This window comes from Mycobacterium sp. E796, assembly GCF_001672815.1.
GTDB lineage: Bacteria > Actinomycetota > Actinomycetes > Mycobacteriales > Mycobacteriaceae > Mycobacterium.
The window spans coordinates 1-23,052 of sequence record NZ_LZKK01000372.1; the positions used below are offsets into that span (position 1 = coordinate 1).

The following is a 23,052-nucleotide window of genomic DNA, read 5'->3' on the forward strand; positions in this document are numbered from 1 at the left end:
CAGCGCGACACGCGATACAAGGTCAACCAAGGCAGCCCACCGTCGAGGTAGTTTGGCCTGTGCAGAAACTCCGGCTCGTCTGACTGCGCGAACGTCTTACCGGCCACCGAGTCGGCACCTTTCGTGACCCGCCTCGGCCCACGCGTCCTTTGAGCCGGAGTTTCTGCACAGGCCAAACTACCTCGACGGTGGGCTGCCTTGGTTGACCTTGTATCGCGTGTCGCGCTGCCACCAGGCAAGACGCGAGTCAATGCTGGGCTGGGGGTTCGCTCAGTGATGAGGCGGCTCAAGGCGTGGTGGGGCCAGCCCGACGAGTATGAGTGGGTCAGCGCGTTCCTGGACCAGCGTGGGATGCTGCGTCCGGCACGGATGATAATGGCGGTTGTCGCCGGATCGTCGGCGATGGTGCCGCTGGCGGTGTTGCCGAGCCAAAGCCACCCGGGTGCCGTCGAACTGACAACCGGTGTCGTCACCGCCGCTTTCACCGTCGGCATGACCCTGTTCTGGCTGACCCGTTGGCCCACCCGTTGGCAGTCGCAGGTTGGCGTGAGCCTGGGTTCGTTGTTCGTCGGCGCGTGGAGCCTGGTGCAGCCCAGCGGTGCCCTCGCCGCGCTGGCGTGCACGGCCATGGCCGTCACCGGCGGCTACATCGCGTTTTACCACGGTCCCAAGCTCCTGGTCTTCAACAGCGTGGTGGCTTGCGCGGTCACCGCGGCGGCGGTGGTGCGGCTGGCTCGTGAGACCAATATTGCCACGGCGGCCTCCGCGCTCTGGCTGATCACCTTTCTCAATGTGTCTGTGGCCCTGGGTATTTGGGGTATGTCGCGGGCCATGGGGATGTATGTTCAGCGCTCCGAAGAAGATGCCCTCACCGGGTTGCTGAACCGGCGCGCGTTCGCCGACGCGGTCACTAACCGATTGGCGAATCCGCCGGCCGAGCACACGCACCTGGCGATGCTGATGGTCGATCTGGACAACTTCAAACGCATCAACGACACCCATGGTCATTTGGCCGGTGACCGCGCTCTGCGGGCGGTGGCCGACCTCCTGCGCGAGCACACCCCGGCAAACGCGGTCATCTGCCGCGCCGGTGGCGAGGAGTTCTTGGTCGCGCTGACCGCCATGACGTCGGACGTGAGGCCACTGACCGTGCAATTCAGCAGGGCGCTGGCCGGGCTCCTCCCCAGGATCACCGCGAGTGTCGGCATCGCGAGCACCGAGCTGCGCCAGTTCAATGGCGACGCTGCCTGCGTTGTCGACGACCTCATCAAGATCGCCGACGAGGCGATGTATGCCGCCAAACGCCGTGGCGGAGACCAGGTCCACCAGGGCGTGATGGCCTAGCCGCCGGCTCTCGAAAGACTCCCGCTTCCCTCGCGTACACGTTCTGCACAGATTCGCCATAGCGGCCGCTTAGGTTGCGGCGAAATCATCGAGCCAGGCTTATAGGCGGCCCGCGCAACCAAGGGAGGGACATGAGCTTCCAGACCGATGTGGCCGCACAACCCAAGCTCGTCGAGAACGTCGCCGCCGCGCTGACCAAGCCACGGCTGCGGGGCTTCATCCACCAATACTGCGCCGTGGCAGCCGTGGTCGCGGGCGCGCCGCTGGTGGTGATCTCGTGGGCCGAGGCCTCCAAGCGGGCTGGACACTCGACGCTGACCTACACCCTGGCGATCGTGGCGATGTTTGCCGTCAGCGCCGTCTATCACCGCGTGCACTGGGAGTCCGCGGTCCGCCGGAATTGGATGAGGCGGCTCGACCACTCGATGATCTTCGTGCTCATCGCCGGCACCTACACACCGTTCGCCAGGCTCGCGATGCCCCGCGGGACCGGCTACCTGGTCCTCGCGATCGTCTGGGGTGGTGCGGTGGTTGGCATTGCGCTGCAACTGTTCTGGCCGACTGCCCCGCGCTGGCTGGGGATTTCCCTCTACCTGCTGCTGGGTTGGGTGGCTGTTTGGTACACCGGGCTCATCGCGCAGAACGCAGGAATGGCAGCGGCGGTCCTGCTGGCGGTCGGTGGGCTCATGTATAGCGTCGGTGCCGTGTTCTACGGACTGCGCTGGCCCGATCCCTGGCCGACGACGTTTGGCTACCACGAGGTCTTTCACGCGTGCACCGCGGTCGCGGCAATCTGCCAATACATCGCCATCTGGTTCGCGGTCTTCTGAGCCGACGGCCCCTGTCGCGGCCCGCTACTTCGCGTCGGTGGCCACCCGCTCCAACGCGGCGAGGTGGTCGTCGACGGTCGCCAGGCCGGCCTTCATGGTGTTCACCGACACGTGCGTGGCCCCGGCGGCCTTCCAGGCCGCGATGTCGGCGGCGGCCTTTTCAGGGTCGCCGGTCCAGCTGATCCGGCCCTCCATGCCGAGTGTGTCGGCGTCGCGTCCGGCCGCCGTCGCCGCGCGTCGTACCTGCTCACGTGCGTAGTCCAGGCCGGGGCCGGGCTCCATCATCGGGAACCAGCCGTCGCTCAGCCGTCCGGCGCGTTCGTAGGCGCGGTCGGACGCCGCGCCGAACCACACCGGGATGGGGCGCTGAGTCGGCATCGGTGCCAGGCCCGCCCCCGTAACCATGTGGTACCTGCCGTTGAACGTCACGGAACGTTCGGTCCACAGCTTGCGCATGACCTCGACCTGTTCCTCGGAGCGGCGGCCGCGGTTGGTGAACGTCTCGCCGAGCGCCTCGAACTCGACGTCGTTCCACCCCAACCCGATACCGAGCCGGAAGCGCCCGTCGGTGAGCAGATCGACCTCGGCGGCCTGCTTGGCCACTAACACCGTCTGGCGCTGCGGCAGGATGATGACGCCGGTGACGAGTTCAAGCGAGGTGACCGCGGCCAGGTAGCCGAACATCACGAACGGCTCGTGGAAGGTCGAGTCGATGTCGTAGTAGCCCTGCCAGCCCTGGTGCACCGCCGGATCGGCGCCGACGACATGGTCGTAGGCGAGGATGTGGGTGAAGCCCAATTCCTCGACGCGCTGCCCATAGGCACGTACCGCTGCGGGGTCTCCACCAAGCTCGGTCTGCGGGAACACGACACCAATGCGCATTGCCCGTTCAACCGACCCGCGCCGCAGTTGCTTCCCGAATCGGAATCCGCCGTACGAGCCGGTTCTTTTCCAGTAAACACGCGTTCACAGCGAACTGGCAGGGAACCCGGTACCGCCGGTACGCATGACGCGGGGACCGGGTGGGTACCCGGGCGGTTGAACGGTCGCGAAGCGGCGGCCTGCGTTCCGCCCTTGGATCGACCGCTCTCCGAAATCGAGGGGAAGCCGACGGCGCATCACCCGTCGGCGGGAGGAGCGTCTGATGCCAGAAGTCCAACTTCACCACGAAGGACATCCCAAGTACCGCCGGATGGTCCGTTTCGACTGGTCGGAAACCCCGCTGCACTGGGTGCCCGACGACCCGTTCTCCACGCACATGATCAACGTCCTGCACCTGCTGCTGCCCGAGGGCGAGCGGCACTTCATCAAGGCCGTCCTCGAAGCGTCGTCGCTGGTCGATGACCCGGAGCTGGAGGCGGCGATCAAGCCCTTCATCCAGCAGGAGTCCTGGCACGCCTGGGCGCACCAGATCGTGCTGGACCACCTGGCCGAGCAGGGCATCGACACCAAGCCGTACACCGACCGGCTCGGGAGGCTGTTGTCGATGACGCTGGGCGATCCCCCCAGGTGGTTTCCGCCGGCCATGAAACGGTGGTGGCTGTATCGGCGGCTCGCCGATGTGGCCGCGCTCGAGCATTACACCGCGATGTTGGGCCAGTGGGTGCTGACGAACCGGGGTCTGGACTATGCGAAGGCCGATCCGATGATGCTCGATCTGCTGCGCTGGCACGGCGCCGAGGAGGTCGAGCACCGCTCGCTGGTGTACGACGTCTTCCAGCACGTCAGCGGCAACTACTGGATCCGGGCATTCTCGATGTTCTTCACTACGCCGTTGTTCATCGCCTGGTGGGTCGCGGGTGCCCGTTACCTGATGGCCCAGGACCCGACCATCGACCAAAAGTGGCGTTGGCGGGACTGGCTGTGGGCGGCCCGCGAGTACCGGTTGCCGGGCCCGTGGAAGCTCATGGTGACAACGCCGGTCCGCTATCTGCGACCAAGCCACCATCCGAACGACGAGGCGTCCACGCAGATGGCGGTCGACTACCTGAACTACTCCCCGGTGGCGAAGGCCGCCCGGGAGCGCGCGCTGTCCCAGGCGAAGTCACCGGATCAATCCCAGGGGATCGAGACTTCAAGCAATGGAGCACGAAAGGTTGACGTTCGATGAAGGTTTCGGTCGATCTCGACACCTGCGACGGCAACGGCGTGTGCATGAGCATTTGCCACGAGGTGTTCGACGTACGAGAAGACGGACTGCACGTACTCCAAGACGAACCACCGGAGGAACTGCGCCAGCAACTGATCGGCGCCGAGGTGTCCTGCCCCACGCGGGCGATCACGGTGAAGGAGTGATCCGATGTCGACCCGTCAACTGAAGGAAGTCGTCGTCGTCGGTGCCGGCGTAGCGGGCATCCGCGCGGCCGAGACCCTGCGACAGGAGGGCTACGACGGTGCCCTGACCATCGTGGGCGCCGAGCGCCACGCTCCCTACCACCGGCCTCCGCTCTCGAAGAAACTGCTCACCGGCGAGGTGCACCGCGCCGGGGTCGACTTGGCGCCCCAATTCGAGCTGGAAGCGCGCGTGCTGCGCGGCGCGTCGGCGACCAAGCTGGACCTGGCGTCGGGGACCCTCCAGGTGTGTGACGAAAACCGGGACCTGGCAATGCAATTCGACGGACTGGTGATCGCAAGTGGTGCGACACCACGCGAATGGCCGGGCGGCCCGGTCCCGGACGGAGTGCTGATGCTCCGCACGGTCGACGATTGTCTGGCGATCCGGCAAAGGCTGGGCTCGCGCCCGCGGGTCGTCGTGGTCGGCGGGGGGTTCATCGGAGCGGAGGTGGCCGCGAGTTGCCGTTCGGTGGGGCTGGATGTGGTTCTGATCGAGAAGGCATCCAGCCCGCTGCTGGCCGCGCTGGGCGCGGAACTGGCGCCACGCTGGGCCGAACTGCACCGCGGGCATGGCGTGGATGTGCGGGTCGGGGTGGGCGTCGACGCGTTCATCGGAAACGGGCACGTGGAGGCCGTTCGGTTGACCGATGGTTCGCAGGTTCCCGCCGATCTCGTCATCGTCGGCCTGGGCGTCACCCCCGCCACCGACTGGCTGGGCGGCTCGGGATTGCACCTCGATGACGGGGTGTTGTGCGACGCCACGGGCGCGGCCGAGGGCCCCGACGGGGACGTTGCCGTCGTCGCCGCCGGCGACGTCGCGCGCTGGTGGCACCCGCTCTACGAGCGGCATCTGCGCACCGAACATTGGGAAGATGCCGGGCGTCAGGGCGCGGCGGCGGCTCGCACACTGCTGACGGGGCCCGGCGCGGCGCAAGCCCACGACGACGTGCCGTATTTCTGGTCCGATCAATATGACGTGAAGGTCCAGATGCTAGGCGTCCCAACGGGTTACGATGCCATCGAAATCGTCGAGGGCTATCCCGACGGCTGGGAGTTCGTCGCCGCGTATGGACGCGACGGCCGGACCATCGCGGTGCTGGGAACGATCCCGAATCGGGTGTATGCCTACCGTGACGCCATCGCGAAACGTGCGGAGTTTCCGCCCGGCCGGCCGGATTAGCGGCGATGAGGTATCGCCACTATCCGGCGCGGGTGCCTCCGCGCAGGGAATGGATACGGGGCGTCTGCACGTTGAGTTGGCCATGACCGACCGGATCGAGCTGAGCCCAAGAGACTGGGTGCGCGAGCAAACCGAACGAATTCTGCAGCAAGGCACGACCGACGGCGTCGAGATCCTCGACCGGCCCGTCGTCCTGATAACCGTGACGGGCGCCAAGTCCGGCAAGCAGCGCTACGTGCCGTTGATGCGCGTCGAAGAGGACGGTCGCTACGCCATGGTGGCGTCCAAAGGAGGCGCGCCCGAACACCCGTCGTGGTACTTCAACGTCAAGGCCAACCCGGCGGTGACTGTGCAGGATGGCGAAAAGGTCGTCGCCCTCACCGCGCGCGAGCTGGAAGGGTCCGAGCGCGAGCACTGGTGGCGGTTGGCGGTGGAAGCGTTTCCCCCTTACGCCGAATACCAGGAGAAGACGGCAAGGCAGATCCCGGTTTTCGTTCTGGAATAGCCGATCGAATCCTCTTGCCACGGAGGGGTTATCGCTCGGGCACCAATTGGGTATCCCCCACCGATGCCCGCAGATTCAACTATGGCCGCAGTCCCCGCGGGGTTTACCCGCGCCGGCTCCGCGGACGCCGCCACCGCTGCCGAATTGCGCAGCGCCCTGCGACGGTGGCTGCAGGAGGTGACCGAGGTTCCGGCGGATCTTCGCGAGGACATCGTTTTGGGCGCCAACGAAGCGCTGGCGAATTGCGTCGAGCACGCGTACCGGGCCCACTCCACGCCCGGTCCGATGAAACTGCACGCACGCCACGATCCCGGCGCACAATCCGTCAACGTGCGTGTCAGTGACCGGGGAACCTGGCATCGGCAGCAGCCCATGAAGCCCGACGATCCCCGAGCGTCCCGGGGCATCCTGCTGATGCACGCCCTCGCGGATCACTGCACAATCAGCGCCCGGCCCGATGGCACCACGGTGTGCCTCGACTACGCCACAACGCCGACGCCGCTGGACGGCCGCGACATTCGCGCCTAGGTCACACGCCGTAGGCGCGCTCCAGATCCTTGAGCGACGTCTCCAAGTGGCCCAGCAGCCGCTGCAGGTGCGGAACGCTGCGGCGGCAGCCGACAAGACCGAAGTCGAGGTTCTCGGCGTTGTTGGTCACGGTGATGTTTACCGCCTGTCCGTCGAGTGGGATCGACAGCGGGTAGTTGCCGTCCAACCGGGCGCCGCGCCAGTACACCGGTTTCGACGGTCCGGCAGAGACGTTCGAGATGACGATGTTGAACGGCGGCGAGGCGGTCGAGAGATAGCCGGGAATCAGCCCGAGGAACAGCCCCCCGATGTTGAAGGCCGAGAGGGCAAGCTGTTGCACGGGGGGCAACTGCCGGAACACCTCTTTGGTGTCGTGGATCGAAGAGCTGATGATCTCCAGCCGCTTTGCCGGATCGTCGAGGTCCGTCGCGAGGTTGCACAGAAACGTTCCGACCATGTTGCCGCCGCGGTCGTCGTCGGCCTTGCGCAGGTTGACCGGCACCATCGCGGTCAGCGGGTCACTCGGCAGGGCGTTCTGCTCGAGAAGGTAAGCGCGAAGCGCCCCGGAGGACATGGCCAACACCACGTCGTTGACCGTCACCCCCGCGGCGGCCTTCACCGCCTTGACGCGGTCCAGCGACCAGGACTGCGCGGCCACCCGCCGGGCACCGCCGATCCGGACGTTGAACATGCTGCGTGGCGCGCGGAACGGGAGGGTCAGTTGTTGTTCGAGCAGCGCCGCCCGCGCAAGCCTCACCGTGGACGGCGCCAGCGCGAACGCCGACCCCGCGGTGCGGCCGACCCGCTCGAGCAGCGATGGCCGCTTCCGCGGCTCCCTGTGCTGCCGGGGACCCAGATTCCATGGCACCCGCACCTCGTCGTCATCCGGGTCGGGGCTGAAGGCCCGTTGCATCAGCCGCAGCGCCGACACGCCGTCCATGAGGGAGTGGTGGTACTTCGTGTAGACCGCGTAGCGCCCGTCCTCCAAGCCCTCGATCAGGTGCGCTTCCCAGAGTGGGCGGTGCCGGTCGAGCAGGCTGCCGTGCAGCCGGGAGGCCAATTCCAGCAGGTCACGCACGCGCCCGGGCTCCGGTAGGGCCGACCGGCGGAGGTGGTAATCGAGCTCGACCTCGCGGTCGACCGACCACGCGACATTGGTTATGCCGCCGAAGAAGGCCGGGTGCTTGCGGAACGTCGGTTGAACGTCCGTGCGCTCGAGCATCGCCTGATAGGACTCGCGGACGAAGTGCGGACCGGCGTCCTCGGGCGGCACGAATAGCTGCAACGATCCCACGTGCATCGGATGCTCGCGCGACTCGCCAATGAGGAACAGCGCATCCGTCGGCGATATCGGTTCCATGGTTGGCCTCCCCATTCAGTCCATTCGATACGGCTCCTCACCTCCAATTAGCCCGAGGGGGCATCGCCCACACCTGCAAAATTCGGCGCAGCCAGTTCCCGCCGCCAGAGCCGTCAATTCGTTGCCCCGCCATTCGGACGGATAGACTGCTAGGCCGTAACTCGAGCGGCTGAGATCACACGCCGCTGAGCCCAATAAATCCACGTCCGGGGGAAGTGCCATGCCTGAGAATCAGACCGAAGCTGTCGGCCTGGAGCCGCACTTCGAGGACGTGCAGGCGCACTACGACCTGTCCGACGAGTTCTTCGCCCTATTCCTGGATCCCACGCGCACTTACAGCTGCGCCTATTTCGAGCGCGACGACATGACCCTCGAAGAGGCGCAGATCGCCAAGGTTGACCTCTCGCTGGGCAAGCTCGGATTGCAGCCGGGCATGACGCTGCTCGATATCGGCTGTGGCTGGGGCACCACGATCATCCGCGCGCTCGAGCGCTACGACGTCAACGTCGTGGGGCTCACCCTAAGCCGCAACCAGCAGGCGCATGTCCAGCAGCGCCTCGACCGGCACCCGTCCGCCCGGAGCAAGCGCGTGCTGCTGCGGGGCTGGGAGCAGTTCGACGAGAAGGTGGACCGCATCGTATCGATCGGCGCCTTCGAACACTTTGGACGCGACCGTTACACCGACTTTTTCAAGATGGCCTACGAGGCACTCCCCGCCGACGGTGTGATGCTGCTGCACACCATCATCAAGCCCAGCGATGAGGAGTTCAGCGAGCGCGGACTGCCCATCACGATGACCAAGATCCGGTTCATGAAGTTCATCATGGACGAGATCTTCCCGGGCGGGGACCTGCCACAAGCCAAGGGCGTCGTAGAGCACGCCGAGCGGGCCGGCTTCGCCGTCGAGCGGGTCCAACAGCTGCGCCTGCACTACGCTCGCACGCTCGACACGTGGGCAGCCGCGCTCGAGTCGCGCCGCGACGAGGCCATCGCGATTCAGTCCGAAGAGGTCTACGACCGGTACATGAAGTACCTGACCGGTTGCGCCGACCTGTTCCGCGACGGCTACACGGACGTCGCGCAATTCACTCTCGCCAAGGGCTGACGTCACGCCCTTGCGGGTGGCTGGAACCGGCCGTGCCTCCGCGGCGCGGTTTATCGGCGCATCCCTGCGGGTAACACCACGAGCAACGACCTGATGCGGTAGAGACCGAGGCTGCTCGGTGCAAAACCGCAGGAAGGACTGACCGTGGACGCCAGGTGCCGAGCGAGCAAAGTATCGGAGCAAAGTACCCCTGCGACCGGCTGGCGTGCGCGTCGCGGGTTGTCCGGCGTGGCGCTGGCTTGCGAGATGGTCTCCGCGTCGATGTTGTGCGCGGCCAGCCTGGCGGGCCTGTTTGCCTACGTCCAGCCCGACAAGCCAACGGTCGAGTCGACGCTGGGGCCGCCGCCGACCCCCCACCCGGTACGCCAGCAGGGGACCGTGATCGCCGTGTCGGGGGACTCGGTGACCGCCCGCAGCCCGAACGGCTACACACAGACCTACCGCGTCACCCCGGATACCACCGTCATCTCCCGTGACGGCGGCCAACCCCGTACCGGCGCTTCACATTTCACCGTCAACGAGCAAGTGGACATCGTCGGGACGATCGAGGGCGGCACGGCCCTGGCCACCGCGGTCGCATACCGTGGCACCTCCAACGGCGATGGACCCCCGATGGATCACATTGCGGCGCAACCGGTCAGCGGCTCGGCCGGCGGCACGTGAGTTTACTGAATTTCGCTAGTGCCGCCCAAATGCGCGCCGCTGTCATCCAGTTCGTCGCGGCGTAGGGCCATCGGCGTCCTGGCCGGAATGTCCTCGCCGGCGATTACCGCGCGGGTGATCGGGGTGAGCGCCCGAAACAGCGTTTCCACCTCGTCGTCGGTGAGGGCATCGAGGGCGGACAGGGCGAGCGCGTCGGTGCTCGATTCGATGCGGTCCTTCAGGTCCCGGCCGGCCGCGGTCACCGTGCCGTCGCCGTTGAGCAGTCCCCGCTCGGCGAGCCGTTGTTCGTGGTGGCGCCACGCCGCTTCGTCGTAATCACGGGTGCGGGCGATGTAGTCGGGCTCGACCCGGCCGGTCGCCGCGTGTAGCACGTTGGATTCCCGCCCGGAGACACCGGCGGCCGCCAGCACCGCCACGTGCCCATCGCCGCGTTGCTCACGCAGCAGGGTCGCGGCATGCCATAGCGCGGCCAGCGGTTCGTCCGGCCAGGGCAGCGCCAGATTCGCGGCGAACAGCGGTCGCCCGTCGAGCGGCGCCCCTCGGGCCGCCTTGGCCGCCAATTCGCCCGCGACGGTGACGTTTTCATCCGCCTCGATGCCGTATCGGCGCAGGGCCGCGACCGCCGATTCCTGCCGGGCGCGCAACGCGGCCTCGGGACCGGCGATCTCCCATGCCGCGGGGAGTGCCTTCGCGACGCGCTCGGGGGCGAAGTTGTAGAAGATCGCGGTGACGACCTCGCGCGGCACCATGCCCAACGGGGCCGACCGGGCGGCGAAGTAACCCATCCAAAAGCCGCGGTAACCCAGCGCGTCGAGCGCCGCCCGCGCCTCCGGCGCGAAGTAGGTGACTGCGTGAACCGGCTCGAATCGGTCGAAGAAGCGCCGCGCCAATGCCGGTTCTCTACGCACGTTCGCAGTTAACCACGCCGCTCGTCGGGAGCCGCCCCGAGGACACCCCGCGGACGTGCGCAGCCACGGACTCATTGGCCTTTCAGGCTGCCGATCCGAAGGGAAAAGTCCGTGCGTTTGGGCGGCGAATCGCTTTCGAGCGTGTCGACGTAGCGTTCGGGGTCGCGGTCGACGATCGGCAACCCCTCGGTGGTGGGGTGCTCGGCCATGAACTCGCTGTATTGCCGCCCGAGCGCCTCACGCAGTCCGATCGGGGCGTTGCGACGGAAATCGGGCAGCCCGTCCCGTTCCTCCTCGCCCATGTGGTCGTCGTTCGCCGACCGGGTGCGGCCGACGGCCGCCCACCACTCGTCCGTGCCGATCCGAGCCGCGTTGGCGTCGCGCACCCCGTCCCGAATGTCGTTGTGATCACCGATGGCGTCGAGCGTCTCGCCTTCGGGATCGTTGGTACCGCGCTTTAGCAGCTGCGGGTAGAAGATCTTCTCCTCGATGTAGGCGTGCACATCCAGCTTGTCAGCGAGGGGACGCCACACCCGCTCGAGTGCCGAGTTGTTGACCGGCGCCTGCATCCGCAGCGAGTCGAGCCTGGCGAACTGCTCGCGGAACCAGTCGTGGTCGGTCTGGATCAGGACCGTGATATCAGCCATGCCGGCTCCTCACCTCTCGGACCGCTACGCCTTCGGCCATCGTGTTCCATGCCGAGCCAGAGTTCAACCGGCCGCTGCTTAGGCTCGAGAAGTGACGATCTCCTATGACGAAGGCCTGCGCGACCGGATCCGGGCACACTTGGCCGCCCATGACCGGCGCACGGTCACCGACCCGACGAAGCGGCACGCGGCCGTCGCGGTGGTCTTGGTCGACTCGGATCTCGGGGAGGACAGGGTAGATCCAGCGCCGCTGGACGACTGGATTGCCGCCGGCCCGGCTTTGGAGACCGACCTCGACGGCCGCATGGTCGATGTGTCCGGTGGCGCGGCTTTCCTGCTGTGCCGCAGGGCATCTCGCCTCACTTCTCATGCGGCGCAGTGGGCACTCCCCGGTGGCCGGGTCGATCCGGGTGAGACGGCCGTCGACGCGGCGCTGCGCGAGTTGCGCGAGGAGGTCGGCATCGAACTGCGCGACTCGGCGGTGTTGGGTTTGCTCGACGACTACCCGACCCGGTCGGGCTACGTGATCACCCCGGTGGTGATCTGGGGAGGCGGACGGCTGGACCCGCAGCCCGCGCCCGCGGAGGTCCTGGCGGTGTACCGGGTGGGCCTGCACCAACTGCAGCGGGACGATTCGCCACGGTTCATCAGCATTCCGGAGAGCCCACGACCGGTCGTACAAATCCCGCTGGGCAACGACCTGATCCACGCCCCGACCGGCGCCGTGCTCCTGCAGCTGCGGTGGCTGTGCCTGGAAGGCCGCGACGACCGGGTCGATGAGTTGGAACAGCCGGTGTTCGCCTGGAAGTAGGCCAAGCGCCTCTCGCCGGCGAGCCGGTGATTCGGCCGATTCTCGAATGGGTATGTCTCTCTGGGGTTCTGCAGCGAGTAATAGGGGACGAGATTGTGATGGCGGTGGAACGTGGACGGGCGCGCTGCCCGCGGTGCGCGGCGTGGGCCGAGTATCAATTTCTTGAAATCGCTGACAACAAGCTCGAGTACGAGGTGCGATGCGGCGCTTGCGGTCACCTCCACTCCGAGGTGACGCCGGTGTACCCGGCCGCCACCGCGGCTGCCTAGGACGGCGGAAACCGCTTAACTGACAAACTCTTTGGCCGCCAGCTGTGAAACAAGCGGCCGGCTCGGAATCAGCTCGCGGAGAATGGGCGCGACTTCGGACTGAAATAGCTCGAGGCTACGGCGTTGCAGGGCGGCCGTCACCCCGTCGGTGTCCGCACTGAGATGCATCACTTCGTGTCCGAGCCGCTCGTGGTAGCGACCCACCTTGTCGACCACTTGTTCCGGGCTACCTACCAACGCCGAGCTTCGCTCGACGAAATCTTCGATCGACTCGAATACCACCGGAATCCCGGCACGGCGCTGCGCCGCCAGGCGTGCCTCGAACATCGGACGGTATGTGGCCACCGCTTCCTGCGACGTCGGGGCGATGTAGAACCCCGCGGATCCCGCCCCGACGAGGGCGTCCTTGGGCCGGTGACCGTAAGCTTCCCAGCGCAGCCGGTAGTGGCGAACCAGTTCGGCGTAGGGCTCGACGGTGTTACTGACGTTGGCGGAGAAGATCGGGTCCCCGTGGCGGGCGGCAAGGTCGACCGAATCGGTACTCGTTGCGCTGCCGTGCCAGATTCGAATTCTGTGCTGCAGCGGCCGGGGCAGTGCCTTCGCATCGACGAGTGGCGGGCGGAACCGGCCCGACCACGTCACGCGTTCGTTCTCCCACAGCAACCGGAACAGTTCGTAGCCTTCGCGGTTGCGGTCCCATTGATCGGCGGTGGTCACGTGGAACAGCTCGGCCTGCGCAGCACCGTTGCCCTTGCCGATGATCAGTTCGAGCCGGCCACCGGAGAGGTTGTCGAGCGTTGAATAATCCTCGAACGCACGAACCGGATCGAGCAGACTCAATGTCGTCACTCCGGTGAACAGTCCGATCTTCGACGTGTGCGCCGCGATGTGGCTGAGCACCACTGGAGGGGAAGAGGAGATGAACGGGTCCTCGTGTCGCTCGCCGACCGCGAAACCGTCGAAGCCCAGTTCTTCTGCGAGGACTGCCTTGTCGAGCACATCGCGCAGCCGATCGGCGGGACTCTTCTTCTCACCCGAAACGGGATCGGGCAGGTGGGTTATCAGCGTGATGAGCAGAAACTTCATCGAAATCCTCGGCGATCGGCCGTCCTAATGGCTGTTCGATGACATGAACCCAGGGACTCTCGACTTGATTCCCGGCGCGTTACGCGGCGCGGCGCTCGCGCCCGCTGATCAGGTAAACGGCGGCGCGCAACTCCAGCAGAGGGTCGTCGGACGGCTCGATCCCCTCGAGACGTGGGATCGGGTCGAAGACGATGTGCCTTTGGCTCCGCCGCATCGTTCGCGACGGGCCCGGTCAACCTGCTCTCGCCGGCCGCATTAAGGAACTTCGGCAATCACGAGATGTACAGGCGCATATGCGCAGCCGGATCTAAACGATCCTGGTCAACTTTCTGAATGCGGTGTGGGACTCTGGCCCGACTCCCATTTCGCCGCGAGGGATCTCTTGACCGGCGTGCCGGGTGCCAGGTCGAGCTGGAACGTCTCTCCGGCGCCCTCGAGCGTCACGGCGAAGCGGCCGTCGGTGAAATCCTTGAACACCACCCTGTATGGCTGCTCGCCGGCACCGCGGTCCACGGCGATCACGTCGCCGGGCGCGACGTCGTCGATTCGGTCGTTACCGGTTACTCTGCTCATCTACGCGACGATAGCGACCAATTGAGTTGCGACGCAACACCATTGGAAATGAGCTTATTTGGTGAGCTGCACCAGGAAATCATGGCAGCGCTGCGCGCGCTTGGAATCCTCCGCCATGACATCCTCGAAGAACGAGGCCACGTCCTCGAGCCCCGCGTTCTTGGCATCGCGGACGTACTGACCATAGTCGTGCCCGGCCTTCAGCGAGTGGTACTGCACCGAAACAAGGTCGTAGGTCACATCGTCGAAGCCGGTTTCCCCCGTGGCCATTGCGCGCCTCCTCATGTCGTCGTCAGAATTGACGTGTGAGGCCTACCCGTGGGCCGCGCGCCTAAACAGATGGCGGCGTGGTTGGACGCACGCGGTCCAAGCGCCCGTAACCATTGTCTCCGGGTGCTGTCTACTCGACGGACGTGCAATATTTGTCTTCTGGTAACCGGCGGGCGGATTGTGTCTGCGAACCTTGACCGACGCTCCGGGACGGAGTCGCCGCGACCAAAGAAAGGGCGACCATGACGGAACACTTGCGCGCTTACAACAGTCTTTGGCAGGTCCGCAGCGACTCGTGGTGCCGGTTGGAGGAGGCCGCCGACCGGCTCACTCGCCCGACCACCGAGGGCGCGCTGAAGACGAAGTGCATCAACACCTGCCAGGAATTGCTCACGCGGCTAAGCACTCTCGAGCCGTACTGGGCCTACCCGGGTTCGCCGCATTTCGCCCGGGTCCAGCGCCTGTTCGCCGCCGGCAGCTACGACAAGTTCGCGCAAGCCCTGGTGCAGATCAACCGCGCCCTGACCACGGAGTCGTACCGCACGGGCGACGTGGAGAACGCCGGAAGCGACGACCTGGACATGTTCCCGTCCGATCCGCGCCAGCTGGTCGAGCATCAGCCGGCGACGCAGCGGGACCGCCCCTATTTCGAGGTGTTGGTCGTCGAGAAGATGACCGAAGACCAGGAGCGGGCGCTGCGCAACGAGGTCCGCAAATGGCGGCGCCCCGACGACGAATTCGTTTACGAGCTGGTGGTGGTGTCCAGCGGCGATGAGGCACTCATCGCGGCACGGCTCAACGTCAACCTGCAGGCGGTGGTGATCCGGCGGCGCTTCTCACACCAATCGACCCGGGACCTGTCGGCGCTGGCGGAGTTCGTCGATACCGGGGTGTCGCACGAGTTGGCGGACCACCAGTCGCCCGAAGAACGCGCGCAGATCCTCGCGGTTTCCCTGGCTAAGCTGCGGCCCGAACTCGACCTCTACCTGATGACCGAGATCGAGGTGGAGGACATCGCGGGGCGGCTGGGCCAGTACTTCCGCCGGGTGTTCCACGCTCGGGAAGGCATGCTCGAGCTTCACCTGTCGATCCTGCAGGGTGTGGCAGCGCGCTACCGCACCCCGTTCTTCAGCGCCCTCAAGCAATACAGTCACCGGCCCACGGGCGTCTTCCACGCCCTGCCGATTTCGCAGGGCAAGTCGATCGTCAACTCGCACTGGATCAGGGACATGGTCGGCTTTTACGGCCTGGACGTGTTCATGGCCGAGACATCGGCGACGTGTGGCGGCCTGGACTCCCTGCTCGAGCCGACCGGGCCGCTGCGCGAATCCCAGCAGCTCGCCGCGGAGGCCTACGGGTCGCGCCACACCTACTTCGTCACCAACGGAACCTCGACGGCCAACAAGATCGTCACGCAGGCGTTGGTGGCACCCGGCGACATCGTGCTGCTCGACCGCAACTGCCACCAGTCCCATCACTACGGAATGATGCTCGCCGGCGCGAATGTCATTTACCTCGAGGCGTATCCGCTCAACGACTACTCCATGTACGGTGCGGTCCCGCTTCGCGAGATCAAGTCAAAACTGCTGGCACTCAAGCGCGCCGGCAAGCTCGACCGGGTCAAGATGATGTCGCTGACGAATTGCACCTTCGACGGGATCGTCTACGACGTCGAGCGGGTCATGGAGGAGTGCCTGGCGATCAAGCCCGATCTGGTGTTCTTGTGGGACGAGGCATGGTTCGCGTTCGCCCGCTTCCACCCCGTGTATCGGACCCGCACCGCCATGGCGGCGGCGCGCGCGCTGCGGGAGCGGCTGGCCGACCCCGAGTACAAGCGCCGTTTCGAGGAGGAGCTGTCAACCGAGGGTGCGCCCAGCGATGACGACCTGCTGGACCGCCGCCTGCGTCCCGACCCGGCACGGGCCCGGGTGCGGGTCTATGCGACCCAGTCGACGCACAAGACCCTGACCGCGCTGCGACAGGGATCGATGATCCACGTCTTCGATCAGGACTACGACCAGAAGGTGGCGGAACCGTTCCACGAGGCGTACATGGCGCACACCTCCACCTCGCCCAACTACCAGATCCTCGCGTCGCTGGACCTCGGCCGCCGGCAGGTGGCGCTGGAGGGTGTCGAGCTGGTGCAGCGGCAGATCGAGAACGCGATGCAGCTGCGCGACGCGATCGACAACCATCCGCTGCTCAGCAAGTACATGCGCTGCCTGCGGACCTCCGATTTGATCCCCGAGGATTACCGGCCGTCCGCTATCGAACAGCCCCTGCGCTCGGGCCTGCGCAACATGATGGCCGCCTGGGATCAGGACGAGTTCGTGCTCGATCCGTCCCGAATCACCTTGTTCATCGGGCCAACCGGGTACGACGGTGACACATTCAAGCGCCAGCAGTTGATGGACCGCTACGGCATTCAGATCAACAAGACGTCACGCAACAGCGTGCTGTTCATGACCAACATCGGCACCACCCGCAGCTCGGTGGCCTTCCTGGTGGAAGTGCTCGTCAACATCGCCCGCGAGCTGGACCAGAACATCTCCGAGATGAGCCTCGGGGAGCGCGAGCACTTCGCGCGGGCGGTCTATCGACTCACCGAAATGTCTTTGCCCCTACCTGATTTCAGCGGCTTCCACCCCGCGTTCCTGGATCACAGTGGAAGCGAGGCGACGCCCGAAGGAGATGTCCGCCGGGCGTTCTACCTGTCCTACGACGACACCAATTGTGAATACCTCACCGGCGAGCAGATCGACGAACGCTTGGACGCGGGCGTCGACATCGTGTCGGCGACGTATGTGACGCCCTACCCGCCAGGGTTTCCGGTCTTGGTGCCCGGCCAGGTGTTCAGCCGCGAGATTCTGCAGTTCATGCGCGACCTCGACACGCCCGAAATCCACGGCTACCTACCGAATTTCGGCTATCGCGTGTACACCGAGAAGGCCATCGAGGTGGTGAGCGAGTCGGTGGGGCTGGCGCCCAACGGTCATCGTCCCTCGCGAGCCAAGGTCGCACCGGCGGCGGCGAAGGCGCCGAAGAAGAAGTCGGCCAAGCACGGTCGGTCCAACGGCGACGGGAACGTCCCCGAGGTCGGGCACGAGGAACTGGTCGGTTCGCAGTACCCCGGCGACGCGGTCGCGGCGGACCCGCCGACGGCCGACGGCGGCGACGTCCCCGAGGTTGGTGTGAACGAATTGATCGGCGGGCAGCAGCCCGGCGACGCGGTGCAGGCCGAGTCGTAACCCCTAGTGGTTCAGGCGATCGATTCCTCGAGTGACTCGAGGTGCGGCCGCTCGTGTTCGACCTCGTTGATCAGCGGCGAGCCGCCACTGAGAGCCTCGATCAATCCCTTGACCTTCACGGTTTCGTCCTCGGTCGGGACCTCGCCGGCTTCGAGGTCATCTAATAGATCCGCGCGAAGGCCGGCCCCGTTGGCGGCCTCCTTCGCCGACAACAGGGCGCGGCGCCGCGCCACATAGAGCTGCTGGCCCAGCGTGGCCCCCGGCGCGGCCGCGGCGCGCTCCATCAGATCGTCGTAGCACCTGCGGACCTCGCTCAGCGCGACGATCACCCGCGGCGTCAACCTGCCGCGCGCCGCCGCGTCGGTCAGCGACTTCCGCAGCTTGCGCAACCCGGACAGGACCACCTCGACGCGGGGACGGAAATCGTCGTCGTCATTATCGGGCAAGGCGGCGATGGTGGAGGAGTACATATGCATCGCCGCTTCGGCCATGCCCACGATGACCGTTGCTTCACCCTCGTCCGGATTGTCCTTCGGCATGTTTCCCTCTGTTCATTTTCCGTTGTGCTGCAGGCCAATTGCGCGGCAGCGATCGTCACTGGGAATTGGCGGTGATCCGCGGTTGAGGATATTCGCCGCGCCCGCGGCTGTACACCCGGACGCGTCAATTTCGGCTGGAGGCGCCCGGCCTTATCGGTCGGAGGCGCCGGGTAGCCGGTGCTCGATGATCGCCAGGGCGCGCTCACCCCAGCGAATGTTCTCCTTTTCGAACGAGATTCCGCGCAGCAGCGTCAGATAGGGACCCACCCGTTCGGCCTGGGCCAGGTATTCCGCCTCGGTGCGGCCGTCGAGCATTCGTGCACGCATCCGTTCGTAGCGCTGCAATTTGGCTTTCGCCCGTTGCGCTCGTTCCACCATGAAGTCGCGCACCGCCCGCGCGTCACCGGCGTCGACCGCGACGACTTTGACCGCGAGCTCGTCGCGGATCACGGAGGGCTTCGGCGCGCGGGCGGTGAACTGCACGATGGCTTCGTAGCCGGCTTCGGTCAGCGAGAACATGCGCTTGTTGGGTCGACGATCCTGGTGCACGACCCGCGCCTGGATGAGACCCTGCTCGGCGAGCCGCTCGAGTTCTCGGTACAGCTGCTGCGGCGTGGCCATCCAGAAGTTCGCCACCGAAGCGTCGAAGCGCTTGGCCAGGTCGTACCCGGAGGCCTCGCCGTCGAGGAGCGCGGCCAGCACCGCATCACGCAGGGACACGCCCACAGTGTAACGATGCGAATAATCAAGAAAGTGACTAATCGCACATCGACATACGGCCCGGCAGGCTTTAGCGTCGAGCACGCCTATTCAACAAATTGACTATCCGAGGTGTCGCGTGAGTTCCAAGCATCCCTTTCGCAAGGCCGTCGAGGAGCGCGACGAGGCAGCGATCCACGCGATGCTGGCCGACACCGTGGTGTTCACCAGCCCGGTGGCGTTCAAGCCCTATGTCGGCAAGCCGATAACCGCCGCGATCCTGAGCGGTGTGATGCGGGTCTTCGAGGACTTCCACTACGTCCGTGAAATCGCCGACGGGAACGGGCGTGACCACGCGCTGGTATTCGAGACTGGGATAGCGGGGGCGCCAGGAGTGAAGATCACCGGTTGCGACTTCCTGCACTTCAACGACGACGGGCTGATCGACGACTTTATGGTGATGGTCCGGCCGCTGTCGGGTGCGACGGCGCTGTCCGAGGCGATGGCCGCGCAGTTCGATCGGATTCAGCAAGAGGCCGTCGAACTGGCCAACCAGTTCGCGACCGCGTAGGGGGACGGATCATGCGGATCGGATTGGGCATCAACTACGCCGGCGGGTTCAAGGACGTCGCGGCCGAAGTGGCCGACCTGGAACGCGCCGGGTTGGACATTGTCTTTGTCCCCGAGGCATATTCGTTCGACGCGGTCAGCGCGCTGGGCTACCTGGCCGCGAGCACCGAACGGGTTGAGCTGGCGTCGGGCATCTTGCAGCTCTACACGCGCACCCCCACGCTGACCGCGATGACCGCCGCGGGTCTCGACTACGTCTCCGACGGGCGGTTCACGCTCGGCCTAGGCGCCTCCGGCCCCCAGGTGATCGAGGGCTTCCACGGCGTGCCCTACGACGCCCCGGTCGCGCGCACCCGCGAGGTCATCGACATCTGCCGCCTGGTATGGCGGCGCGAGACCCTGCGATACAGCGGCAAGCACTACACGATCCCGCTGCCCGCCGGCCAAGGCAGCGGACTCGGGAAACCGCTGAAGCTCATCAACAAGCCTGTGCGCGAGCGCATCCCCATCCTGGTTGCCGCGCTGGGACCCAAGAACGTCGAGCTGGCCGCCGAAATCGCCGAGGGCTGGCAGCCGATCTTTTATCTGCCGGAGAAGGCCCGCGACGTGTGGGGGAAGGCGCTGGACGCCGGTCAGGCAAAGCGCGACCCCGCGCTCGGGCCGCTCGACGTGTACGCCGGACCGGTGCTGGCCATCGGCGAAAACGTCGAGCCGCTGCGCGAATTCGTCAAACCGCACCTGGCGCTCTACATCGGGGGGATGGGCGCCAAGGGCAAGAACTTCTATCACACCCTTGCCACCAAGTACGGCTACGGCCCGCAAGCGGACCGCATCCAAGAGCTCTACCTGGCGGGCGACAAGGACGGCGCGGCCAAGGTGGTGCCGGACGAACTGGTGCGAGACGTGAACTTGATCGGTACCCGCGAATTCGTCAAGGAACGCCTCGCGGCGTACCGCGAGGCGGGCGTAACCACGCTGAACGTTGCGCCCATGGCGGGCACGCCGCAGGAGCGGATCAAGCTGATCGAGACGCTGCGCGAGCTGCTCTAACCGCGGGGCCCACGCCTTTCCAGGGCCGTGATTTGCCCTAGCATGTGTTTTATCGCGCCGGCGGATCGAGGGAAGCAGCTGCAATGGACCTGGACCGAATCACCCATCCGCTGAGGCTGGCCCGCGGATCGCATCGGCCCGAGTCGGGCAAAGGCTGTGCGATGAACGTGATTTCGTATATCAACGGCGACGAGCAGATCACCGACTTCCCGGCGACCTCGGCCCGGCCGCTGGCCTCCTTCGTCCAGTTGTGCAACGACCTGCTCGCCGGGCCCGACGGGTATCTCGCGCCGGATGACAGCATGTTGGTCCTCGACTTGGCGTGGCTGACGGTTGGCACCGCCGACGTCGCCGGAACCGTCGTGCACCAATGGGTCGCGAAGCTGTTGGTCAGCCCGCCGTGGGGCGTCGTTCGTTACGCCGAGAACGCGGCGGCGGCGGGCGCGATCACCGACATCGCAGAACTGCATCGCCAGCTCGCTCCCGGCGAGTTGCCGCCGATCGCCGAATGGGACGGCGCCGCCCGCGCCGCGCGCGCGATCAGTACCACGCCGGTGACCGCCGAAAGGTATGCGGTCCGGACCGCCGCTCAATCGACGGCACTCGTCGAGACCGACGACTGGGACACGCTGGATGCCGTGACCGGCAACGCCCTGAAAGCGCATCGACTGGCAAACGCCGACGCTGGAGCCGCGCGAGTCGTGGAGATCACGCAACACGCCATTCGCTCGTGGCGGCGTCTCGCCGGCCTGAGCGTCGTCGGCGAGCGACCCAAAATCGTGGCGGCATAGGGGGGTCCGACCGCCGAATCAACCCTGGCGGTGAGCAGTCCGTCGCAGCCGAACCGCGCGACTCACCGCCGTTGCCAACGCCAGCACCGACATCACGGCCAAGATCGTCGTCGAGACCGCGGATCCGGCGGTGGTGAGTATCAGCGGCAGGCCGAAGCCGACGTAGGTCACCACGTAGAAGACTCCGACCAGCGCGCCGCGCAGCCGCTGCGGTGCGGCGGCTTCCAGATCGATCAAGCCCTCGCGTAGGCATAGGCCCGACGCACACCCCAGGATCAGGAACAGCGGCACGCCCAGCGCCACTGACATGGTCGGCGGGGCCAACGCGGTAGCCGCGTAGCCGAGCGCGGCCAGCACGGCGCCGGCGGTGCCGGCGTGTGGTCCCCAGCGCAGCACGCGGCCCAGGATTTGAATCAGTCCGCTGACGCCGTTGACTATCAGCGTGGCGGTTCCCGCGGCCATCGGGGCCGCGAGACCCGTGTGCACGTGGCTGGGGATGGCGATGAATCCCAAAGTCGCCGAGGCGAACACCCACGGCGCGAGCGGCATGGCCCAGCTCAGGGCCCATGCGGTTCCCCGCTGCGCCGCGGTCGAGGGCTCCCACGCGCCCGCGGCTGCCGTCGTGATCTGGTCCGAGCTGCGCACCGCGAGGATCGAGAAAATCATTGCCGCCACGACGAGGGCGGCGGCCAGAGCGAACGACACCCGAATGCCCAGCTGGCCGGCCCGCGCGATCACGCCTGCGGCGAACGGCCCGACGGCGAACCCGGCGAGCAGCACTGCGCCCGCGGTGGCCGCGCCGGCAGGACCCCTCAGATCGGACGCCCATGCGGTGCAGGAACTCATTAGCAGACCCACCCCGAGCCCGACGACCAACCGTCCCGCCAGCAAGACGTCGCGTTGTTGCGAGAACAGCATGGCCAACGTGCCCACCAGAGCGGTCGTCGAGCCTGCCAACGCCACTGACTGGCGCCCGAGCGCATCCGAGGCGCGCCCGCCGAAAAGCAGGCCGGGCAACAACCCGAGCGCGTAGATCCCGAATATGGCGTCGAGCCGGGCCGCGCCGAGGTGCTGACGGTCGCTGATCGACGGGATCAACGCGACGAAGTGGTTGGCGACCCATCCCGTCGACAGCAGCAGGGCCAGCACGCTCGCGAACACGGCTCGGTTCGCGCCTGACTCGAGGCCCGCGTCGCGCTCGTCCGCCGTCGCGAACGTCGACGCGTTCGACGGGCTCACTGCTTTGTCCTCCCCGGGCTTTGCAACTCACGAATAGACGTAGCGACTTACGTGGGTATTCCCGCGTCGGCGCAAGCAAACACAAGCTGCGTTGGCGCAAACCGCAGTGAGGTTTCAAATCAGCCGGTTTGGTGAACAGACAGCTCAAACCGGACCTAGGAGGGCAAATGATCAAGCAAACCGCAGCGGCCACGATTGCGCTGACCGCGCTGCTGTCCGGCGCGTGCTCGGCCTCCCAGATCGTCAACACCGGCGGCGACACGAAATGCAAGGACTTCACGGGACAGGACGAAAAGAAGCAGAGCGATGAGGTCAGCAAGATGCTCAAGGACAAGAACGGGTCCGATCCGACAAACGCGGAGATCACGGCGACCCGGCTGTCCGCGTTGACGTACTGCCAAACGTTGGGCAAGCCGGACACGAAGATCTCCGAGGCTCCGCACGGCTGACCGGAGCCGGGTTCGAATCACGACCGATCCAAACCTGGTGACCGCCGACGTCGA

The 23,052-nt window shown here is 66.2% G+C and carries 26 protein-coding genes; 15 read left to right on the forward strand and 11 right to left on the reverse strand.

The genetic code is table 11. From position 1 onward, the window contains the following. Positions 1–276 precede the first annotated feature (276 nt). Positions 277–1,344, forward strand: a complete 1,068-nt coding sequence (locus A5706_RS30800) for a GGDEF domain-containing protein (protein ID WP_068140107.1) — start codon at positions 277–279, stop codon at positions 1,342–1,344. A gap of 131 nt (positions 1,345–1,475) precedes the next feature. Then, positions 1,476–2,174 (forward strand): hemolysin III family protein, encoded by a 699-nt coding sequence (locus A5706_RS30805; protein ID WP_068140110.1) that lies wholly within the window; start codon positions 1,476–1,478, stop codon positions 2,172–2,174. Positions 2,175–2,198: 24 nt separating this feature from the next. Here the strand turns inward: A5706_RS30805 and A5706_RS30810 are convergent, their stop codons facing one another. After that, positions 2,199–3,056, reverse strand: coding sequence for an LLM class F420-dependent oxidoreductase (locus A5706_RS30810; protein ID WP_068140113.1), 858 nt, complete (start codon positions 3,054–3,056; stop codon positions 2,199–2,201). Positions 3,057–3,318: 262 nt separating this feature from the next. Here A5706_RS30810 and A5706_RS30815 point away from each other — a divergent pair, with 262 nt between their 5' ends. The 5 genes from A5706_RS30815 to A5706_RS30835 all read left to right on the forward strand — a co-directional run bounded on the left by A5706_RS30815 (position 3,319) and on the right by A5706_RS30835 (position 6,721). Next, positions 3,319–4,284 (forward strand): metal-dependent hydrolase, encoded by a 966-nt coding sequence (locus A5706_RS30815; protein ID WP_068140117.1) that lies wholly within the window; start codon positions 3,319–3,321, stop codon positions 4,282–4,284. Then, positions 4,281–4,469: a ferredoxin gene (locus A5706_RS30820; protein WP_068111843.1), complete on the forward strand. Its 189-nt coding sequence runs from the start codon at positions 4,281–4,283 to the stop codon at positions 4,467–4,469. The genes A5706_RS30815 and A5706_RS30820 overlap by 4 nt, the downstream gene beginning before the upstream one ends. Positions 4,470–4,473: 4 nt before the next feature. Beyond that, on the forward strand, positions 4,474–5,688 hold the full coding sequence (locus tag A5706_RS30825) for an NAD(P)/FAD-dependent oxidoreductase (protein ID WP_068140120.1): 1,215 nt from the start codon (positions 4,474–4,476) through the stop codon (positions 5,686–5,688). A gap of 82 nt (positions 5,689–5,770) precedes the next feature. Further along, complete coding sequence (locus A5706_RS30830; protein ID WP_068140184.1) at positions 5,771–6,193, forward strand: nitroreductase family deazaflavin-dependent oxidoreductase; 423 nt, start codon at positions 5,771–5,773, stop codon at positions 6,191–6,193. 81 nt (positions 6,194–6,274) lie between these two features. After that, on the forward strand, positions 6,275–6,721 hold the full coding sequence (locus tag A5706_RS30835) for an ATP-binding protein (protein ID WP_082964755.1): 447 nt from the start codon (positions 6,275–6,277) through the stop codon (positions 6,719–6,721). Position 6,722: 1 nt separating this feature from the next. Here A5706_RS30835 and A5706_RS30840 read toward each other — a convergent pair whose 3' ends face one another. Then, complete coding sequence (locus A5706_RS30840) at positions 6,723–8,081, reverse strand: wax ester/triacylglycerol synthase family O-acyltransferase (protein ID WP_068140126.1); 1,359 nt, start codon at positions 8,079–8,081, stop codon at positions 6,723–6,725. A gap of 220 nt (positions 8,082–8,301) precedes the next feature. Here A5706_RS30840 and A5706_RS30845 point away from each other — a divergent pair, with 220 nt between their 5' ends. Further along, positions 8,302–9,186, forward strand: coding sequence for a cyclopropane mycolic acid synthase family methyltransferase (locus A5706_RS30845; RefSeq protein WP_068140130.1), 885 nt, complete (start codon positions 8,302–8,304; stop codon positions 9,184–9,186). 228 nt (positions 9,187–9,414) lie between these two features. Further along, entirely contained in the window at positions 9,415–9,849 is a 435-nt protein-coding gene (locus A5706_RS30850) for a hypothetical protein (RefSeq protein WP_231985481.1), read from the forward strand. 2 nt (positions 9,850–9,851) lie between these two features. Here the strand turns inward: A5706_RS30850 and A5706_RS30855 are convergent, their stop codons facing one another. Next, entirely contained in the window at positions 9,852–10,757 is a 906-nt protein-coding gene (locus tag A5706_RS30855; RefSeq protein WP_068140137.1) for a hypothetical protein, read from the reverse strand. A gap of 71 nt (positions 10,758–10,828) precedes the next feature. Then, entirely contained in the window at positions 10,829–11,404 is a 576-nt protein-coding gene (locus A5706_RS30860) for a hemerythrin domain-containing protein (protein WP_068140141.1), read from the reverse strand. Between the two features lie 91 nt (positions 11,405–11,495). Here A5706_RS30860 and A5706_RS30865 point away from each other — a divergent pair, with 91 nt between their 5' ends. Further along, a complete protein-coding gene (locus tag A5706_RS30865) occupies positions 11,496–12,215 on the forward strand; it encodes a CoA pyrophosphatase (RefSeq protein ID WP_068140144.1) in 720 nt (239 codons plus the stop codon). A 284-nt stretch (positions 12,216–12,499) separates the two neighbouring features. Here the strand turns inward: A5706_RS30865 and A5706_RS30870 are convergent, their stop codons facing one another. From A5706_RS30870 to A5706_RS30880, 4 genes are all read right to left on the reverse strand, one after another. Beyond that, complete coding sequence (locus tag A5706_RS30870; protein ID WP_068140147.1) at positions 12,500–13,570, reverse strand: LLM class flavin-dependent oxidoreductase; 1,071 nt, start codon at positions 13,568–13,570, stop codon at positions 12,500–12,502. Between the two features lie 79 nt (positions 13,571–13,649). Continuing rightward, positions 13,650–13,784 (reverse strand): hypothetical protein, encoded by a 135-nt coding sequence (locus A5706_RS34845; RefSeq protein WP_255406352.1) that lies wholly within the window; start codon positions 13,782–13,784, stop codon positions 13,650–13,652. Between the two features lie 107 nt (positions 13,785–13,891). Continuing rightward, positions 13,892–14,143 (reverse strand): hypothetical protein, encoded by a 252-nt coding sequence (locus A5706_RS30875; protein ID WP_068140149.1) that lies wholly within the window; start codon positions 14,141–14,143, stop codon positions 13,892–13,894. 54 nt (positions 14,144–14,197) lie between these two features. After that, entirely contained in the window at positions 14,198–14,413 is a 216-nt protein-coding gene (locus A5706_RS30880; RefSeq protein ID WP_068140152.1) for an acyl carrier protein, read from the reverse strand. Positions 14,414–14,655: 242 nt separating this feature from the next. Here A5706_RS30880 and A5706_RS30885 point away from each other — a divergent pair, with 242 nt between their 5' ends. Next, positions 14,656–17,661, forward strand: a complete 3,006-nt coding sequence (locus tag A5706_RS30885) for an aminotransferase class I/II-fold pyridoxal phosphate-dependent enzyme (RefSeq protein WP_231985482.1) — start codon at positions 14,656–14,658, stop codon at positions 17,659–17,661. An 11-nt stretch (positions 17,662–17,672) separates the two neighbouring features. Here the strand turns inward: A5706_RS30885 and A5706_RS30890 are convergent, their stop codons facing one another. Further along, on the reverse strand, positions 17,673–18,200 hold the full coding sequence (locus A5706_RS30890) for a forkhead-associated protein (RefSeq protein ID WP_068140159.1): 528 nt from the start codon (positions 18,198–18,200) through the stop codon (positions 17,673–17,675). A 150-nt stretch (positions 18,201–18,350) separates the two neighbouring features. After that, a complete protein-coding gene (locus A5706_RS30895; protein ID WP_068140188.1) occupies positions 18,351–18,920 on the reverse strand; it encodes a PadR family transcriptional regulator in 570 nt (189 codons plus the stop codon). 118 nt (positions 18,921–19,038) lie between these two features. On the opposite strand from A5706_RS30895, the gene A5706_RS30900 reads away from it, so the two are divergent. From A5706_RS30900 to A5706_RS30910, 3 genes are all read left to right on the forward strand, one after another. After that, entirely contained in the window at positions 19,039–19,470 is a 432-nt protein-coding gene (locus A5706_RS30900) for a nuclear transport factor 2 family protein (RefSeq protein ID WP_255406353.1), read from the forward strand. A gap of 11 nt (positions 19,471–19,481) precedes the next feature. Further along, positions 19,482–20,519 (forward strand): LLM class F420-dependent oxidoreductase, encoded by a 1,038-nt coding sequence (locus A5706_RS30905; protein ID WP_068140161.1) that lies wholly within the window; start codon positions 19,482–19,484, stop codon positions 20,517–20,519. A gap of 83 nt (positions 20,520–20,602) precedes the next feature. Then, positions 20,603–21,310: a hypothetical protein gene (locus A5706_RS30910; RefSeq protein WP_068140165.1), complete on the forward strand. Its 708-nt coding sequence runs from the start codon at positions 20,603–20,605 to the stop codon at positions 21,308–21,310. Between the two features lie 18 nt (positions 21,311–21,328). Here A5706_RS30910 and A5706_RS30915 read toward each other — a convergent pair whose 3' ends face one another. After that, positions 21,329–22,549, reverse strand: a complete 1,221-nt coding sequence (locus A5706_RS30915; RefSeq protein WP_082964757.1) for an MFS transporter — start codon at positions 22,547–22,549, stop codon at positions 21,329–21,331. Between the two features lie 167 nt (positions 22,550–22,716). Between A5706_RS30915 and A5706_RS30920 the strand changes: the two genes are divergently transcribed. Beyond that, positions 22,717–22,998, forward strand: a complete 282-nt coding sequence (locus A5706_RS30920) for a hypothetical protein (RefSeq protein WP_068140168.1) — start codon at positions 22,717–22,719, stop codon at positions 22,996–22,998. Positions 22,999–23,052 lie beyond the last annotated feature (54 nt).